The sequence below is a fragment of the Dawidia soli genome, from assembly GCF_018598185.1.
GTDB lineage: Bacteria > Bacteroidota > Bacteroidia > Cytophagales > Cyclobacteriaceae > Ohtaekwangia > Ohtaekwangia soli.
Genome location: NZ_JAHESC010000046.1, coordinates 15,496 through 32,524, shown reverse-complemented (window position 1 = coordinate 32,524; position 17,029 = coordinate 15,496). Strand labels below are relative to the sequence as shown.

The 17,029-nt window shown below is 52.6% G+C and carries 15 protein-coding genes; 3 read left to right on the top strand and 12 right to left on the bottom strand.

The window, feature by feature from the left end:
• Positions 1–3: 3 nt before the first annotated feature.
• From KK078_RS24385 to KK078_RS24355, 7 genes are all read right to left on the bottom strand, one after another.
• On the bottom strand, positions 4–231 hold the full coding sequence (locus KK078_RS24385) for a hypothetical protein (protein WP_254092944.1): 228 nt from the start codon (positions 229–231) through the stop codon (positions 4–6).
• Between the two features lie 2 nt (positions 232–233).
• Complete coding sequence (locus KK078_RS24380; RefSeq protein WP_254092943.1) at positions 234–1,040, bottom strand: energy transducer TonB; 807 nt, start codon at positions 1,038–1,040, stop codon at positions 234–236.
• On the bottom strand, positions 1,037–1,549 hold the full coding sequence (locus KK078_RS24375; protein WP_254092942.1) for an ExbD/TolR family protein: 513 nt from the start codon (positions 1,547–1,549) through the stop codon (positions 1,037–1,039). The genes KK078_RS24380 and KK078_RS24375 overlap by 4 nt, the downstream gene beginning before the upstream one ends.
• A 21-nt stretch (positions 1,550–1,570) precedes the next feature.
• Positions 1,571–2,176, bottom strand: coding sequence for an ExbD/TolR family protein (locus tag KK078_RS24370; protein ID WP_254092941.1), 606 nt, complete (start codon positions 2,174–2,176; stop codon positions 1,571–1,573).
• Positions 2,177–2,197: 21 nt separating this feature from the next.
• Positions 2,198–3,031, bottom strand: a complete 834-nt coding sequence (locus KK078_RS24365; protein WP_254092940.1) for a MotA/TolQ/ExbB proton channel family protein — start codon at positions 3,029–3,031, stop codon at positions 2,198–2,200.
• Positions 3,032–3,132: 101 nt separating this feature from the next.
• The gene (locus KK078_RS24360; RefSeq protein WP_254092939.1) at positions 3,133–3,780 is read right to left on the bottom strand and encodes a DedA family protein; all 648 of its coding nucleotides are present in this window, start codon (positions 3,778–3,780) and stop codon (positions 3,133–3,135) included.
• Positions 3,781–3,904: 124 nt separating this feature from the next.
• Positions 3,905–4,252 (bottom strand): hypothetical protein, encoded by a 348-nt coding sequence (locus KK078_RS24355; RefSeq protein ID WP_254092938.1) that lies wholly within the window; start codon positions 4,250–4,252, stop codon positions 3,905–3,907.
• A gap of 563 nt (positions 4,253–4,815) precedes the next feature.
• On the opposite strand from KK078_RS24355, the gene prfB reads away from it, so the two are divergent.
• The 3 genes from prfB to KK078_RS24340 all read left to right on the top strand — a co-directional run bounded on the left by prfB (position 4,816) and on the right by KK078_RS24340 (position 7,846).
• Positions 4,816–5,914 (top strand): peptide chain release factor 2 gene (gene prfB / locus KK078_RS24350; RefSeq protein ID WP_254092937.1). Its coding sequence is split into 2 segments (ribosomal slippage): positions 4,816–4,875 and positions 4,877–5,914, totalling 1,098 coding nucleotides; the frame shifts between segments, so codons are not numbered across the junction.
• Positions 5,904–7,187: an MFS transporter gene (locus KK078_RS24345; protein ID WP_254092936.1), complete on the top strand. Its 1,284-nt coding sequence runs from the start codon at positions 5,904–5,906 to the stop codon at positions 7,185–7,187. Before prfB ends, KK078_RS24345 begins: the two co-directional genes overlap by 11 nt.
• Before the next feature lie 5 nt (positions 7,188–7,192).
• Positions 7,193–7,846: an HAD family hydrolase gene (locus KK078_RS24340; protein ID WP_254092935.1), complete on the top strand. Its 654-nt coding sequence runs from the start codon at positions 7,193–7,195 to the stop codon at positions 7,844–7,846.
• Positions 7,847–7,921: 75 nt separating this feature from the next.
• On the opposite strand, the gene KK078_RS24335 is transcribed toward KK078_RS24340, so the two are convergent.
• From KK078_RS24335 to KK078_RS24315, 5 genes are all read right to left on the bottom strand, one after another.
• Complete coding sequence (locus KK078_RS24335) at positions 7,922–9,514, bottom strand: hypothetical protein (RefSeq protein ID WP_254092934.1); 1,593 nt, start codon at positions 9,512–9,514, stop codon at positions 7,922–7,924.
• 428 nt (positions 9,515–9,942) lie between these two features.
• Positions 9,943–12,321 (bottom strand): cellulase family glycosylhydrolase, encoded by a 2,379-nt coding sequence (locus tag KK078_RS24330; protein WP_254092933.1) that lies wholly within the window; start codon positions 12,319–12,321, stop codon positions 9,943–9,945.
• 324 nt (positions 12,322–12,645) lie between these two features.
• A complete protein-coding gene (locus KK078_RS24325; RefSeq protein WP_254092932.1) occupies positions 12,646–13,932 on the bottom strand; it encodes a PorT family protein in 1,287 nt (428 codons plus the stop codon).
• Between the two features lie 128 nt (positions 13,933–14,060).
• Positions 14,061–16,343, bottom strand: coding sequence for a GH92 family glycosyl hydrolase (locus tag KK078_RS24320; RefSeq protein ID WP_254092931.1), 2,283 nt, complete (start codon positions 16,341–16,343; stop codon positions 14,061–14,063).
• 60 nt (positions 16,344–16,403) lie between these two features.
• A complete protein-coding gene (locus KK078_RS24315; RefSeq protein ID WP_254092930.1) occupies positions 16,404–16,934 on the bottom strand; it encodes a hypothetical protein in 531 nt (176 codons plus the stop codon).
• Positions 16,935–17,029 lie beyond the last annotated feature (95 nt).

Here is a 17,029-nt window from a genome sequence, read left to right as displayed (position 1 = left end):
CTTCTATTTCTGAAAATACCGTTGGTACACCTTATACCCCCGGAATAAGCCATACACGATGAGCAGGATACCCAACGGAACAGCATATTGCCCGGGTACGTTGAACACCGTCTCAGCCCGAGCGATGAACATGGCACCGATCCCGATATAGGCCAGTGCCATGAACGCTCCCAAATACTTCACAACTGCCTCAAGGCCCGTTGTTTTGTACTCGTCAGATTCCATCTTCATAACTAGGTCGCCAGCTTAAACTTGATGGGCAATACGAAGCGCGACTTAACCGCTCTACCGTTTTGCTTACCAGGCTTCCAGGGCGGCATCAGCGTTACTACGCGCAAAGCTTCCTTATCGCAGTCGGCGCTGATACCTTTCACGATCTGCGGATCGCTAATTTTTCCTTCTCTGTCTACCACAAAGCTCACGAATACCGAACCCTCGATTCCCATCCGGCGTGCTGCCGCAGGATATTTCACGTTCTTCTGCAGAAACTTCATCATTTCTGCCATCCCTCCGGGGTACTCGGCTTGCTGTTCCACGACGGTAAAGATCTTATCGTCGTCGTTGCCCGCATCGGCAACCACCTCTTTCACGGGCTCATCGAACACGACGTCTGTAGCGTCACCTTCGATGTTCTCCGAACCTACTTCGTTTACCTTGATCTCTTCGATCGTAGGCATCTCTTCCTCTTCGATAACCTCCTTGTCAGTCACTTTCGGAGGAAGATATTTAATGATGGTTTTTACCGGGGGCGGAATGTTCACCTGCGGCGGCGGCGGCGTGTTCTGAATCGGCGGCGGCGGTGCCAGATCGGTATATTTTACCGTCTTTAATACCGGTATAACTTCCTCCTCTTGCGATTTGAACAACGCTACAATTTTGGGATACGCCAGCGCCAGTGCTGCCGTAACTAACGTAATAATCGCTGCCAGCAGGACATGCTTGGAATACTTCACCCGGTTCTCATAGGCGCCGTAATCCTTATTGCGGTATTCGAAGACAATATCTTCCCACCGCTGCGGTTTTAATTGTTCTGCTTTCATAAGTTCGATTCTTTTACCAACTCCTTATCCGTATCTGTGATCTTCACCAATGCGTAACGCTGCATGTTTGTGATGTTCATCTCATCGAGAATGTCCACCATGTTTTTGTAGCGTGAATCATCGCCGGGCTTGATCAAGAGGATCATACCGGGAATCTCTGCATTTTGCTTCAACAATACCTTACGGATACCATTCGCGGAAAAGTCGGTCACTTCCACTTTCGGATCTGTGATGCCGTGGTACCAATAGATCTTGTCGTTGGCCCCCAGGATCAGTGTCACAACTTTCTTCTCGTTTACTTCCGGGGGTTTATCCTCATCTTTTATTTTCTCAGGCATGGTAATCTCCATCGTCTGAGGCTTGCTGAACGTTGTGGTCAGCATGAAGAAAGTAAGTAACAAGAAGGCAAGGTCTACCATCGGTGTCATGTCGATTTTTGTCGACATTTTCTTGGCCCGGACCTTACCGCCTTTCTTACCTCCTCCACCACCTTGTTGTATTTCTGCCATTTCTTCTTTTGAATTTAATGGTTACGAAGGTTTTTTATTCATTTCCATGTTCGTGATCAGGTTGAACCGATTGACTTTGTTGTCGATCAGTGTATTGACCACTTTCTCCACGACGGGATAGCTCGAATCCGAGTCCCCCTTGATCGCGATGCGAACCTTTTGATTGGCCATGCGCGAAAACACGATCCAGTCTTTCAACTGGTTGTTGGCCGAATCTACCGGTATTCCAGGCTGGTTCACATTCTTACGCTCTTCCGGGCCCATGTTGATGTAGTCCTTCAGGTTACCGATTGGCAAACCGAACGTTGACATTACCGCAAAACGCGCCACCTCCTGGTCGGAGAAGCTGATGCCGTAACGCTCACCCATGGTCCTCAACAGCTCCTGGCGGGTGTATTTACCATCCAGGTTGAAGTATACCTTGCCGTCTTTCGATACCGTGATCAACATGATGTCGGTCTCCGGCATTTTGATTTCCGAAACAGACGAAGGCATATCAACAGTCACAGGCTCATCAGGCCGTGCCGTCGCTGTTAGCATGAAGAATGTCACCAACAGGAACCCCAAATCCACCAATGGCGTCATGTCCATCGACGGTGGTACTCTATGTACTTTTGATTTAGGCATACCTTATAAGTGTTTAAATGATTAGAGTTTTCCTTGTTGAGTAGCCGTGAAATTCTGCACAATGCTGAAACCCGCCTCATCGATACCGTGTGTCAGGGCGTCGATCTTGCTGGTAAACAGGTTGTAGAATATGATCGCGAGAGCTGAAGTACCCACACCAAGAGCGGTGTTGATAAGCGCCTCAGAGATACCCGTGGCCAGACCCACCGAGTCAGGAGCACCTGCCTGCGCCATAGACGAGAACGCCTTGATCATACCCAATACCGTACCCAGCAGACCAAGCAGCGTAGCCACCGATGCAACAGTTGCAAAGATCACCAGGTTTTTCTCCAGCATAGGCATTTCCAGCTGCGTGGTTTCTTCGATATCCTTCTGGATCATCGTTACCTTCTTCTCTAACTCGATGGTGTTGTTGTTCGAGAGCTCGTTGTATTTCAGCAAACCTGCTTTCACTACATTGGCAACAGAACCTTTTTGCTTATCGCACTCGGCAACAGCTTGTGTGATGCTGCCACCAGCAACCAACAGACGGATGCGCTGAACAAATGCCTTTACGTTACCTTTGCCTTTTGCACGGCCCAGTGTAAACGCACGCTCGATAGCAAATGTAAAAACCATCAACAGGAGCGCGATAGCCAGTGGCACCAGGTATCCACCTTTGTAGAAAATGCCGAGAAAGTTGCCTTCTACCGGGTGATTGTTCGGATCGCCACCCACGAAGTTATCCGGATTTCCCAGCACAAAATGCCAGATAAGAACACCGATAATGATCTCGATGAAAATAACGGCCGCCGCAAATCCAGACTTCAGGCTCTCAGCTAAGGATGAAGAAGAAGATGATTGTTGAGTTTTCATAGTTTAAAGTAAATTGTTGATAGTTTAAAGTTTAGGAAAAATTTGCGCTATTATATTAATTCTTGAGCTTTTAAATAGTCACTAATCACATTAATTATTCGTCAATTTTGATCCAAATTTTGTTTTCCGGTCATATTTCGATGTCTTAACCACGACATTACTAAAGGGATGGTGGTTATTAAAACCATGCCCGCGACAATGATCTCCAGGTGTTCAATGATCGAAGGAAACCGTTTGCCGAGCAAGTGTCCCGCTAGCACCATGACAACTATCCAGACCGCGGCCCCTACAAGGTTGAAAAAAAAGAACCTCCCAAACGCTATACGCACCATGCCCGCCAGGATCGGAACGAACGTCCGCACCACCGGCAGGAATCGTCCCATCACAAATGCCATCATGCCGTACCGTTGGTAAAACTCCTGAGCCATGGCTAAATATCTCTTCTTATAGAAAAAATTTTCACGCCTATTTTTTAAATAACGCTCCGCCCACCGGCCGAAACCATACCCCACCGTCGTGCCAGACACCGCCGCGATCACCAGCAGGACGACCAGCAACCATACCGACATCTCAAGCTGCGACTCGCACAACAGGCCTGCAATAAACAAAAGCGAATCTCCCGGCAAAAAAAAACCGAAGAACAACCCTGTTTCTGCGAAGATGATAAAAAGCAACAACGCCAATCCCCCAAACCGAATAATGGCCTCCGGATTAAACAAGTCGACAAAAGGCAAAATGGCTGGAATCATAGCGGCCGGGCTAACACTCGCTTAGCCTAATCGTTTAATGCGTAAGATTATTGTGCTGGGGCGGGAATCTTTCAAACCGAAAGACCTCCTCGGCGATAGGTTATGATACGGTAAACGTACAGCCTTACGGAGCATTGTCCGTCGCCGTCACGTAAAATATACTCCGTTCAAAATGACTTACAGTCAACGCCTTGCTCAACGCTAAGGCTGCACCTGACAAGTCTCGTGCAAAGGGTGGGAACAAACCTGCCGTGATCGGAAACTTCGACAACACCTGGTCACACGGGTGTGAAGAGAAATGGTTGCGAAGGCTGATCTCGTGAAAAGAAAGTACACTTTTCAGCGGCATGTCACCCGTGTCGGTGGGCTGCTGAGAAAGGGCACCTTGTGAATAAACAAAGATAAAAACCAGCATCAGAGCCTCTAAAAAGAGCCCCGCCACAGGTTTATATTTTGCTATATCACTTTTCATAGTTCGGGCAAATGTAATCGAAAATTTTCCAGGAAACGGTCGTTAACCCAATTAAATGTTACGAACGGTTGCCTTTTTAAATATTTTTTACTGTCTTGAGGCTCTTTCCGAAATCGTATGCGGAGATCGTGCAGCCGTTAAAAAACCACCCTTATCCCCTGTTTTTCAATATTTTACTAAAAGTTGTAACCAACTAAAACTCTATCGGCCCATGGGAGAAAATTACATACGCACGTTTTTACACGTAACATGCTTTTGTGGCCGCCAACAACGCAGTTTTTAATGCGTTCCCTGGCAATCCCTGACCCTTCCCGCAGAACACGCACCCGCGCAACATGGCGCAAGTCTCCAGCCTCCGGGAGACGCCCGCGGAAAGGGGTCATTGCCCCCAAAATCAAGTCCCGGGTTACGCCCTACTGAAGCCCTACATAAGCCCTACATAAGCCCTACTAAAGCCCTATGTAAGTCCTATCCAGCGCACCCCCCGTCGCAAGCAAAAAAACATTTCGCCTGTCCATCCCGAACTAACCATTATATTTGCCGCTTAACTAAAAAAAATCTTCATGACAACTGACCAGTTGAAAGATTTGAAGGCTCGTGTTAGCGCCTTGAGGAGGTATCTTTGACTACGATCGTAAGGCGCTCGAAGTAAAAGACGAAGAACTCATCACCCAACAGGCCGACTTCTGGAACAACCCCAAGCAGGCCGAGGTAATCTTAAAGAACATTCGCATCAAAAAGGTCTGGACCGATGCCTTCGACAACGTCTCGAAGCTCATGGACGACCTCGAGGTGCTCTGCGAATTCCACGAGGCCGGCGACGTCGGCGAAGACGAGCTTGATCGTGAGTACGACAAGACCGCCCGCGCCATCGAAGAGCTCGAATTCAAAAAGATGCTGAGCAAGGAAGAAGATCAGCTCAGTGCCGTCGTTGAGATCAATCCCGGTGCCGGTGGTACGGAAAGCAATGATTGGGCCGATATGCTCAACCGCATGTATATTATGTGGGGCGAAAAAGCCGGCTACGGCGTATCGCAGATCGACTACCAAAGCGGCGAAGTGGCCGGCATCAAATCCGCCACGCTCGAGATCGACGGCCCCTTTGCCTATGGCAAGCTCAAGTCCGAGATCGGTGTGCACCGCCTGGTGCGCATCTCGCCCTACGACTCCAACCAGCGACGCCATACCTCGTTTGCCTCGGTGTTCGTATATCCTAAGGTCGACGACTCTATCCAGATAGAAGTCAACCCCGCCGACGTCGAGATCCAGACCTCACGCTCGGGAGGTGCCGGCGGACAGAACGTAAACAAGGTAGAGACCAAGGTACAGCTCACCCACAAACCGACCGGCATCGTCATCGTCTGCCAGGTAGAACGCTCACAGCATGCCAACCGCGAACGCGCCATGCAAATGCTGAAATCGAAACTATACCAGTTGGAAATGGAGAAGCGCCATGCCGAACGCGACAAGATCGAAGCCGGTAAAATGAAGATCGACTTCGGCTCGCAGATCCGGAACTATGTGCTCCACCCTTATAAACTTGTGAAAGATGCCCGCACCGGCGTGGAACGCCACGACGCGCAAAATGTGCTCGACGGCGATCTCGACGATTTTATAAAAGCATTCCTCCTGGGTGCACAAGAAACCAGCGTTGAACAATAGTACCCCCACGGTCTCCGACCGTTCGTCCATCACTGAGCCCCCTGCCGCCGTCTCCGAACCCGAGTCGGCGGCAGGCCCAGGCACCTTTCACCTGCCCAAGCCTGCCTCAGGTGACGGCGGGCGTGTATATACCCGTCAGTTTTGGCTGGTATGCCTCAGCTCGCTGTTGTTCTTCTCGAGCTTCAACATGATCATCCCCGAGCTGCCCGCTTACCTCACCCAACTGGGTGGCGCCGAACATAAAGGATTGATCATCTCCCTCTTCGCACTCACCGCCATGATCTCGCGTCCGTTCAGCGGCCGCCTGGCCGACACCCTGGGGCGCGTACCCGTCATGGTCGTCGGCTCGGTCGTGTGTTGTCTCTGCAGTCTGGTATACCCTGTCCTTACTTCCATCGCGGGTTTTCTGTTGCTGCGCCTCGTGCACGGATTCTCCACGGGCTTCACGCCCACCGGGCAGACCGCCTACCTGTCAGATATTATTCCTGCGCACCGCCGGGGAGAAGCCATGGGACTGTTAGGCACCGCCGGATCCATCGGCTCGGCGTCGGGCCCCGCCCTGGGCGGCACACTCGCCAACCACTTCGGATTGAACGTGATGTTTTATTGTTCCTCCGCATTCGCCATTTTATCGATCCTTATTTTGATGGGCATTCGCGACACCGTCGCTAAAAAGCACAGCTTTCACCCCCGCCTGCTAAAAGTGCGCCGCACAGACCTGTTCGAGCCGCGGGTACTGACACCCGCCATTATCATGACACTCGTGGCATATGCCTACGGCGCCGTCTTTACTTTGCTGCCCGACCTGGGTGCACGGTTTGAGATGCAAAACAAAGGGCTGCTATTTTCGTATCTTACAGTAGCGTCGTTGCTGGTTCGGTTGTTGGGCGGTAAAGCCTCCGACCGTTTTGGCCGCCGGCCCGTGTTGCGTGTGTCCGCAACCTTTATCGCTATTGCCATGCTGATCATTGCCTTTGCCGACAGTCGCTACATGTTGATTGCCGGTGTCGTGGTGTATGGTTTTGCGCAAGGCATCACCTCGCCCACACTGCTGGCCTGGACCGCCGACCTGGCACATGCCACCCACCGCGGACGCGGTATGGCGTCTTTATATATATCCATGGAGCTCGGGATCCTGCTGGGCGCATTGGCATCCGGGTGGCTATACGGCAACGACCCCGCCAACACGGCCGTTACCTTTTGCGTGTGCGGTGCCATGGCCTCCATGGCATGGATATTTATCAACATAAATTTTAAAAGAATAACCCGCTAATAACTATGAAAGCATTCCTGTTTGACATGAACGGTACCATGATAGACGACATGCACTTTCACCTCGATATCTGGTACGATGTGCTGACCAACGACCTCGGTGCAGGCCTGACCCGCCAGGAAGTACGCAGCCACATGTACGGCAAGAACGACGAGCTGCTCGCGCGCGTATTTGGCGTGGGCCGCTTTACCCCCGACGAAGTCGCCGCCATCTCACAACGCAAGGAAGAAAAATACCAGGCCGTCTATAAACCTCACCTCACGCTGCTGCCAGGCCTCCACGACTTCCTCGAAAGCGCCTACCACGCCAATATACCCATGGCCATCGCCTCGGCTGCCATACCGTTCAATATCGACTTTGTACTCGATAACCTCGACATCCGCAAATACTTCAAGGCTGTGGTCAGCGCGCACGACGTGCTCGAAAGCAAACCGCACCCCGAAGTATTTGAAAAGGCAGCCTCCATTCTTGGCGTCGAACCGCTGTCGTGTGTCGTGTTTGAAGATTCGCCCAAAGGCGTAGAGGCCGCGTTGCGTGCCGGCATGAAAAGCGTCGTGCTCACCACCATGCATGCCCCCGATGAGTTTACCGACTATGGCAACATCATCACGTTTGCAAAAGACTATAAAGACCAGAAGGTCGTACGACTCGTGGTGTAAACCTGCCACACCCATGTGCCATAAAAAAAGGCGTGGAAGCAATAGCCTCCACGCCTTTTTTATGGATCGGAATGGTTAATCCAATACCACTTTCACGAGCACGTCTTCTTTCTTCTTTTTGTATGCTTCAAAGACCAGTGTGTTAAGCGCTGTGCCCAGCATACGGCTCGGCTTGAATTGGTGCAGGGTCATACCCTCCACGTCGCGCGTATCCAGGATCTGCGTCTTCTTCAGCTCGCCGGTCTTGTCGTTCAGCTTGTAGCACATCAGGAAACCGCCCTGGCCGTCCATGTGGCGCGCCGGCAGCTCGTCCTTCGGCAGGTCGACGTTCTTCTCGTTGTCCAGGAACAGGAAGTAGTGGCTGCCCGCACCCGACAGGAACCGGTACGACATACCACCCTGGCCGGCTGTACCCTGCTGCCGCTTCGGCAGTTTCTTCATCCATGCCAGTTTGCCGTTGGCATCAACCTTCGACACCAACACGTCGTTGTAGTGGTACACATAATACGTCGTCGTCATATTCCCCGAGCGCGAGTAATGCACGGTGTAATAGTCTTGCTCTCCGACCAGGATCACGCTGCCGTCATCCTGTACGTTCACATCTTTCAGCACCATGTTGGTGGCTTCGGCCTCGTCGTCGTCTTCCTTCTTCTCGTTCTTACGGCGCGTCTTGTTGCTGACGTACTCGTTCAGGATCTCTACCGGGATCTCGATCGTCTTCATATCGGTCACGCGGCCGTCGGTATTGAACTTAAACAGGATCATGCCGTCCACACTGCTGGCTTCGTTGCCCTTGTTGTAATATCCGGCGCCGATCATCGGGCCCTGTGCCGTCTCGTACAACCAGAAACGCTGGATGAACTTGTCGGCCAGGTCTACTTTGCTCGAAGTGATCTTACCGGTGCCGGCAGCGATCTTCATGATCTCGATCTTGTAGTTGGGATTGTCGTTGTCGTCTTTCTTGTCGGTGGTGTCGTCGTTAAAAACTCGGGCAACCATGTATACGTTACCGGCGGCATCCACCGAGTAGTCGAGGTTATCCATTTTCTTTTCGGTATACGGCATCGTCACCTTGTTACCCCACTTCTCTTTCAGCGTGGGATCGAACACGTGCATGCCAATGATGTCGTAGCTCTTGCTGTCGCGTTTCTTTTCCGGCACCAGCCGGTACTGAACGATCAGCGCACTGTTGTCGTACGAGAAAAAGAAGCTGAATTTGTCGGCAGTGCCCATGCTCATAAAGCCCGTCTTCACCATCGTTCCGCTGATCTTTTCGCTCACCGTGATGATCTTCTTCGCCGGACCTTTAAAGGAGCCCGATGCAAAATCGATCTCGCGGGCAAACAGCTGTTCCTGTTTGTCTTCCCACAACGAGTAGAACAGGTAGTAGTGATCCTTAAATTGCAGGACAGACTCCAGCATGTAGTCTTTCGGAAGGTCGTCATACGAGCGCACCTTCAGAAACTTCAGCGTCTTGGCGCTCATTTTCTGAATGATGACCTCTTTCTTGGCGACCTTCACGGTCATGATCTCGCCGTTCTCAGTAAAGTAATACTTGCTTGGCGCATCGACCACGTCGTAGGCGTCGCCAACGGTGATCTTCGCTTGAGAAAAGGCCGTAAAAGACCAAAAGCTTAATACAATAACGAATACACGTAATCGTAACATGGATGTGGTAAAAGGTTAGATAGAAGTGATTTGAACTATAATAGATATGTCTATAAAAAGACAGCAGCAAAACTAGAAAAAAGCCGCACAGTCTCGCCCAACGCCACTCCCACCCGCTAATGTCCGCTCGTAGAGAGAACTGGCAAAATAACCGAAACCGTTGTCGGCACAGCGATTCTATCTGTTTTTCTTACATGCCCTGAAACAACGGCATAAACATAAAAGCGGGATCGGAACATACTGGCGCGGATCCCACCCGAAAGAGAAGAAGAATTCGAGAATTATGGCGCGCGATCTTACAGGAAACGAAGCGGACGCTAAATACTATATCATACCATCACACCCCGTTGTACAAATCGGCATTCCGGTAACCTTAAAACAATACAGAGGCGTGGGAGCCCTCTATCAATACTCCCACGCCTTGATTTTTACGGTGCCACAACAATGCGTCGTACACGCGTGCGGTTGCCCTCTTTCAGGGTAACCGTATAGATCCCCGCCGGAAGGTTTTTCACCTGCGTGGTTTCTTTCACCTCACCTGTGAAGACCGTGCTGCCATCCGCAACACTCCGGATCTCGATAAGCGAAGGCTTGCCTACCTTCAGTGTGATCTGCCCCGCTGAAGGGTTCGGATATACAGACAATTCTTGTTCAGTAGCCTGTATTTCACCCGGCACGTGTGCCGCCGCAGCCATACGGGCAACGCCTACAACGCCCCAGTTGAAGACTTCCCAACCCTGAACCGTCGGACGGTTACAGTTCATAGCCTGCTCGCCGTTCTCAGACGATACATACATGCCATTGTTGCCGCGCAGCGAGATGGTGTTGTCGGCATTGACGATCCAGTCAAAACGCTCCCAGTCGCCAATGGTCGCACGGCTGCAGGTCATGGCCTGTACGCCGTTCTCAGACGACACATATTTGCTCATGCCTTGCAGCGCGATCTTCCCACCGCCGGCATCGATTACCGTAAAATGCTCCCATGCGTCGGCCGCCGGCCGTGTACAATGCATGGCTTGTGTACCATTCTCGCTGCTTACATACTGGCCGTTCGTGCCACGCAGCCAGATCGTTTGCCCGATGGGGGCAGTAGGCGTCGGGTTATTGTTGTCGCCCACGACACGGATCCAGTTCAGGTTAAAGCCCGCACCCGTCACCGCGATACCGATCTCTTGCTGACCCGCTGGCAGCTGCACAGTGTGCGACAGCGTTTGCCAGCTCTGCCAACCTCCGGTGGCCGGGATCGAAAGCGTGCCATACTGAGCACTGCCGCCAAAGCGCTCCAGGCGCAGTGAGCCGCCGCCGTTCTGGCTGGCCACGCGATACGCGATGGTATAGGTACCCGCGGCAGGTACGTTGATGCGGTAACCCAACCAGTCACCTACCTCCGTCCACCCTACATATTGACCACCGCCGGCATCGGTCGTTGCATCTACCTGGATGCCTTGCGCCGCGCAAAAGCCTTCCGCCTGGATCGTAGCCGGCACTGTCGCATAGGCACCACTACATACAGTCGACAAAGGCTGGCGACGCGGATCCACCGCTGCCAACGGACCGTTGTTTACTACCGTATTGGCGAACTTGATGTTGTTCAATACACCATTCATCGCCGACACACCCGAGGTCAGGTACGGCGGGCCGATGATGCGACGCAACGCCGCGTTGGGAGTTTCGCTGGTACGTTTATACGTCCAATGGCAATAGCCGATGCGGTTGGCATTCAGCTTGTCCACATTCTGGCGCAGCCACTCGTCACTGTCCTCACCCGTCTCGCCTACCCACACAGGCACGTTGTGGCGCGTGCGGAACTCTACCAGGTTGATAAGGCGGTTGATCTGGTTCGGGTTGCCATCGCGAATATTGTCGTCGCCCGGCGGGATCCAATAGCGGTGCGCATTGTACACCAGGTTCGAACGATTGTCGAATGTGAATGGCTCGAGATAATCGTAGTTGTTACCAAAGCCGTTCCCTTCGATCATAATCAAGTGCGTATCACCGAGACCACGGATCGAGTTGACCAGACGGTTTTTAAGCGAATGGATCATTTGGTTTTGCGGCACACCATTCGGCTCGTTGATCAGATCCCAGAAAGCCACCGTGTTGTTGTTGATATAGCGGCTTACGATCTTCTCCCACAGACGCACCGTCATGTTTTGAAAGATTGCACGGTTCCACAGGTCGTTTTCCACCAGCAGATCGGCAATGTTCCAGTCTTTACCCTGACCACCGGGGGCGGCGTGCAGATCGACGATCACATACATGCCACGGGCCGCGCACCAGTTGAGGCAGTTCTCCAGCGTGCGGAAACCTTCCAGGTTCGGATCGACGAACAGCTCGTTGTTGTTATACCACGTCGTAAGAGAGTTCACATACGTCTGGTAGTTGTTGCCGTTGCGGATCACATTGTGACGCACGGTACGCTGCGCCGGTGTCAGGAACAGGTCGTAATGCATGGGGATCCGCACACAGTTGAAGCCCTGGTCGGCAATCCAATTGATGTCGGCCTGTGTAATAAAGTTATCGCGCCAGGCCTGGTAAAATGCCTCCACCTGCGCTTCAGTCTGCCCCTGATCGTACAGGCGTTTCTTAAACGACCCCTGGGTGCCGCCACCGCTGGGATTCATCATGTATCCCTCTTGTAAGAGCCAGCCGCCCAGGCCGACCCCCTTCAGGATCACTTCTTGCCCCGCCTCGTTGACGATCCGGGTACCATCCGCCCGCAGGCGGCTCAGTTGCGCATTCGCCTGCGCCAGGCTCGTGAGTAGCAGGAACAGCACACACACGCGTTTCAGTAAAATGGCCATCATATTGTTTTGTTAAGTATGAGGCGGTAAATATCTCCCATGACGCCAAGAAACCGTTCCCGAAATCTTTCAGCTGCCGCACCCCGTTTGCGCACCCGGATACCCCCTGAAAGTGTCAACTTGAATTTATACTATACTCGTCCGCGCACCGCGTGACGATCAAACTTTTGGACCCATCGTTATATTTTACCGGCCTAACGTGGTGGCTGTGGGACATTTTTCTAATAATTCCGTTAAATGGAAAATGTAGGGTACACCGACGGAAGTATAGCGTCTCCTATCAAGAACCGAAAGGTCGGGTTAACGACCTTATTTATAAGGTACAAACTAGGCCTTCGGCTTCGTCAACCGGTACGATAATAAGAACGCCATTCTCTCGACCTTCGATCGGAGCGGCTTGTCCCCAAACGCTAACATTCCCGTCGTTTGTTCATAGCGCGTCTCGAACGAGAACCGCTGGTACTTCACGCCAAGCCCTCCCAGGTATCCGGGCTCGTATCCGTGGTCTCCTCCATGAAAGAGTGAATTTTCTTCCGATTGAACCGGGCCATTCAACCTTGATTCGTATATCTCCCGGTCCGACTTACGCACTGAAATGCCATTGGAAATCCCGACGTTCGCAAACAGGTAGACGCTACCCACCGGATATTTAAAGCGGATCATCGTATTGAGCTTCAGATAAGAATACTCCAGTAAACAGCGCGAACGCTCATAATTCTCTTCACTCGTGTTTCGAAAATAGAACACACCTTCGGTTTTATACGACGTATACAACAGCTCGTTATTGAGCGACCATTTACCTTCGTTGCGCCGGCGTATCACGTCCAGAAATAACCCGCCGCCAACTGAAAAATCCCGCGAAAACGAGGTATGTGCGAGGGGAGAGTATACTCCGTTTGTCTTGAAGTCCAGCGATGTATTGATCCCGCCTGCCAATATGCCAGCCTCCAGCAGATACTTTTTAGTGTCGTTTTCGTACGCCGGCTTCGTTGTCGTACACGCGTAGTACGCGAGAAAAAGACGCTCGATACTTTTCTCCTCGTAACGAAGCTTGCGGGTTTTCTTTTGAATAGTCGGACAACCCTGCAGGTAGGAAGACAGCTGACTGATGTAGCGATTGTTATTGGCAACGCGTACCGCCCCACCCTGCACTTGCTTGAACGGTTTATGCACCAGCAATTCCCATTGCCCATTATTGGATATGTAGAACAGGTTTTTGCCTTTTGCTCCTTCCGGATAATGACGATACAAACTTCTCTCCCCGGTAATCACTTCCCGTATAAAAGCGGTATCCGTCTCCAGTTGTGGCACACTCGTATCGCTCATGTTCGCAAGCGACACGGGACTCGTCTCAATTTGAACAATAGCACTTTGATACCGATCCCCCACGACTGAAAATGCACGTATGTCCAACGGTGTATAGATTCTGTCCGCTCCCTCCAAAGTAGCTCTGAACGAGATCTTCTGGGGACTCCGGTTCCAACGATATTCAATAAAGCCCCGCAGCGTATCTTGCGCGGTCGTCACCAGATAGCCGGGCCGGTATTCACCTTGAGCATAAACGGTGCAAAAACCGCTCAAAACGAGCATACCAGGGATTAAGAAATATTTCACAAGTTATAAGGATTAAGCCTTACCAAAGGTACAAAAAAAGCCACATCGTTTACGATGCGGCTTTTTAAGCGTTGTCGCCAACGTCCAGTGAGCGTACCCGTGCGTCCCACTCCATCTGAACTTTCTGCTTACTCTGCCGCAGGCCGCGTCGCTGTCATGGTAAACTCCAGCGTGCCGCCTTTGACAATGTCTTCATGAGTGATAAAAGGTGTAGTGAGTATCTGGTCATTGAGGGTGATCTTACTGGCATATTTGTTCGCCGGGCCGTTGTTCACAGCACGAATAGTGAACGGCTTGCCCCCTTCGGGGTGCAGCGTCACCTCGTCGAACAACGGACGCCCCAGGGTATAACGCGGGTCCCCCGGCGCTACCTGGTAAATGCCCATCGCGCTCATGACATACCAGGCCGACATCGCCCCACAGTCCTCATTGCCCGACAGGCCGTTCTCGTTGTTGAAATATAGTGTGGTAAGGATCTCGTCCACCAGCTCCTGCGTCTTCCAGGGTTGACCTACATAGTTATAGAAGTAGGTAATGTGGTGGCTGGGCTCGTTGCCGTGCGCATACTGACCGATCAGACCGGAGATATCGTCCGACTTGTTTTCCCCTTCGATCTCCGACGAGATCGAGAACAGGCTGTCCAGCTTTTTGATGAAGAGCTCCTTACCGCCTTGCAAAGCCACAAGTCCCTCGACATCGTGCGGTACGAACCACGACCACTGCCAGGCATTGCCTTCCACATACTCGCTCTTGCCGTGGTTGGAGAACCGCGGACTGAACGGCGTCTTCCACGACTTGTCGGAATTTACGCCGCGCATAAAGCCGGTCGCCTTGTCGAAATACCGGGCATAACGCTTGCCGCGCTCCGTATACTTTTCATAATCCGCGGTCTTGCCCAGCGCCTTGGCCATTTGAGCAATACACCAGTCGTTGTAAGCGTACTCCAGTGCCTTGGCCACCGACTCGTTCTCTTTGTCGCATGGAATAAAACCGAGTGTCTCGTTATAATATTTCGCCAGCGGCATCACCGCACGTTGCACATCTTTGCCAGGGAAGAAAACACCCGTGGTGTCATACGTCGACGCTTGTACGATCGCCGCATACGCCTTCTCCGCGTCGAAGTTGCGATACCCTTTCATATAGGCATCCACGATCACCGGCACCGAATGATAGCCGATCATCGTGCCCGTCTCGTTCGACGACAGCTCCCACATCGCCAACGTACCGCACTCGTCATATTTTTGCAACAATGCGCGGATCCACGACTCGTTACGCGGACCGTTCACGAGCGTCATCAGCGGGTGGAACGCCCGGAAAGTATCCCACAACGAGAAGACGGTGTGATCTTCCTGGCCGGCGGGCGACTGATGGATCTTCCGGTCCATGCCGCGGTAACGGCCGTCCACGTCGGTATATACATTGGGACTGATGGCCGTATGGTACAGCGCGGTATAGAAGATCTTGCGTTGGTCATCCGTGCCGCCCTTGATGTCGATGCGGCTGAGCCACTGCTCCCATTGCTGACGGGCCTTATCTTTTATCGCGTCAAAATCCCAATCGGCAATTTCATTCATCACGTTGTTCTTCGCGCCATCGTAGTCCACGGCCGAGATGCCCACCTTGACGAGGAGCGGTTTGCCGGCCAGCGTCTTAAACAGCATCCGGGCTTTGATGGCCTTTGTGGGGAGGTCATCGATGCCTCCGGGCGGCAGCGGTTCCGTGACGATTTCCAGCTCGAAGGGTTCTGAGAACACCGCATGAAAATACACGCGCTGCTCTTTTGCCCAGCCACGGGTGATCTTAACACCGCGCAGCTCCCGGTCATTGACCTTCACCAGGCGATTGAGAAGGTTCTGTTGCGTTTGAAGATGATGGCTGAGGTCGAGCATCACGCCCGGTATGCTATCGGCGGGAAAGGTATAGCGGTGCATCCCGGCGTGGGCCGTGGCCGTTACTTCGGCTTTCACGCCATAGTCGGCTAGTTGTACGGTATAATAACCCGGCGTTGCATGTTCCGAGCCGGGGGTCTTAAACGACCGGTAGCCCGGCGTGGTGGCATCGCCCTGTGTCCAGTGCTCGTCTTTTTCTCCCGTGACCGGCTGGAAGAGTATATCCCCATAGTCGCCGATACCCGTGCCGCTCAGGTGCGTATGAGAAAAGCCCAGGATCACACTGTCCGAGGCGTGGTAACCCGAGCAGGCATCCCACCCCTGCAGGCGCGTGTCGGGGCTGAGCTGTACCATGCCGTACGGCACCGTCGCCCCCGGAAAGGTATGCCCATGACCACCCGTCCCGATGAACGGATTGACCAGGTCGGTCTTTTGCACAGTCGCCGAATGCGGTGTGTCCTTGGTGCTGCAGGCAGACAGGGCCGCGGCGCACGCAAACATTGCAATGATTTTTCTATACATGACTATTCAGATTTTGCGAAATAAAAAAGCCGGCCACAGATACGGGCCGGCTGTTGTGAATTAGTGTGCCAGCTTGGCTGCCAGCAGGTCATACAGCTGCTTTTCTTCAGCAGGCTTCTTGCCGGCATAGAAGTTCGTCGCCGGCGTCTTCACCGACTGCTGGAAGAACGAGAAGTACTGTGAGCCTTCCGCATATACCAGCTTCACACGAAGCACGGGTACCTCGGCCCACTTCACCATGATCTGACCCGAGTCCGGCAGCTTGTTGACCAGCGCAACGATCTCTGCCAGCGCAGCACCGTCGGTGATCTCCACAGTCTTCTGTGGGGCTTCGGTACCTTCTCCCGAGATGGAGGCATATTGTTCCAATACGATTTTCTCGGGTGTCGCGACTTTAAAAGAGGTCACATACGTCAGGGCCGTCACCGCGGTGGTGTCAGCCTGGGCATCGGGCACCGCCTCGGGTGCGGTAGCGTCCGCCGGCACCGTCGCCGTCGTATCGGCCGAAGCCGCCTCGTTTTTAGTCCCCCCGCCACAGGCGGCCAGCATCAATGCCACCAGGGCACCGGTAAATAATTTGGTAAGCGTCATGATCTGTTTCGTTTTTTGCGGTCCAAATGTAGTGAAATACCGCAACCTGCCTACCCCGCCGTCGCCGGCAGGCATAGTAATTTATGCTTCAACGG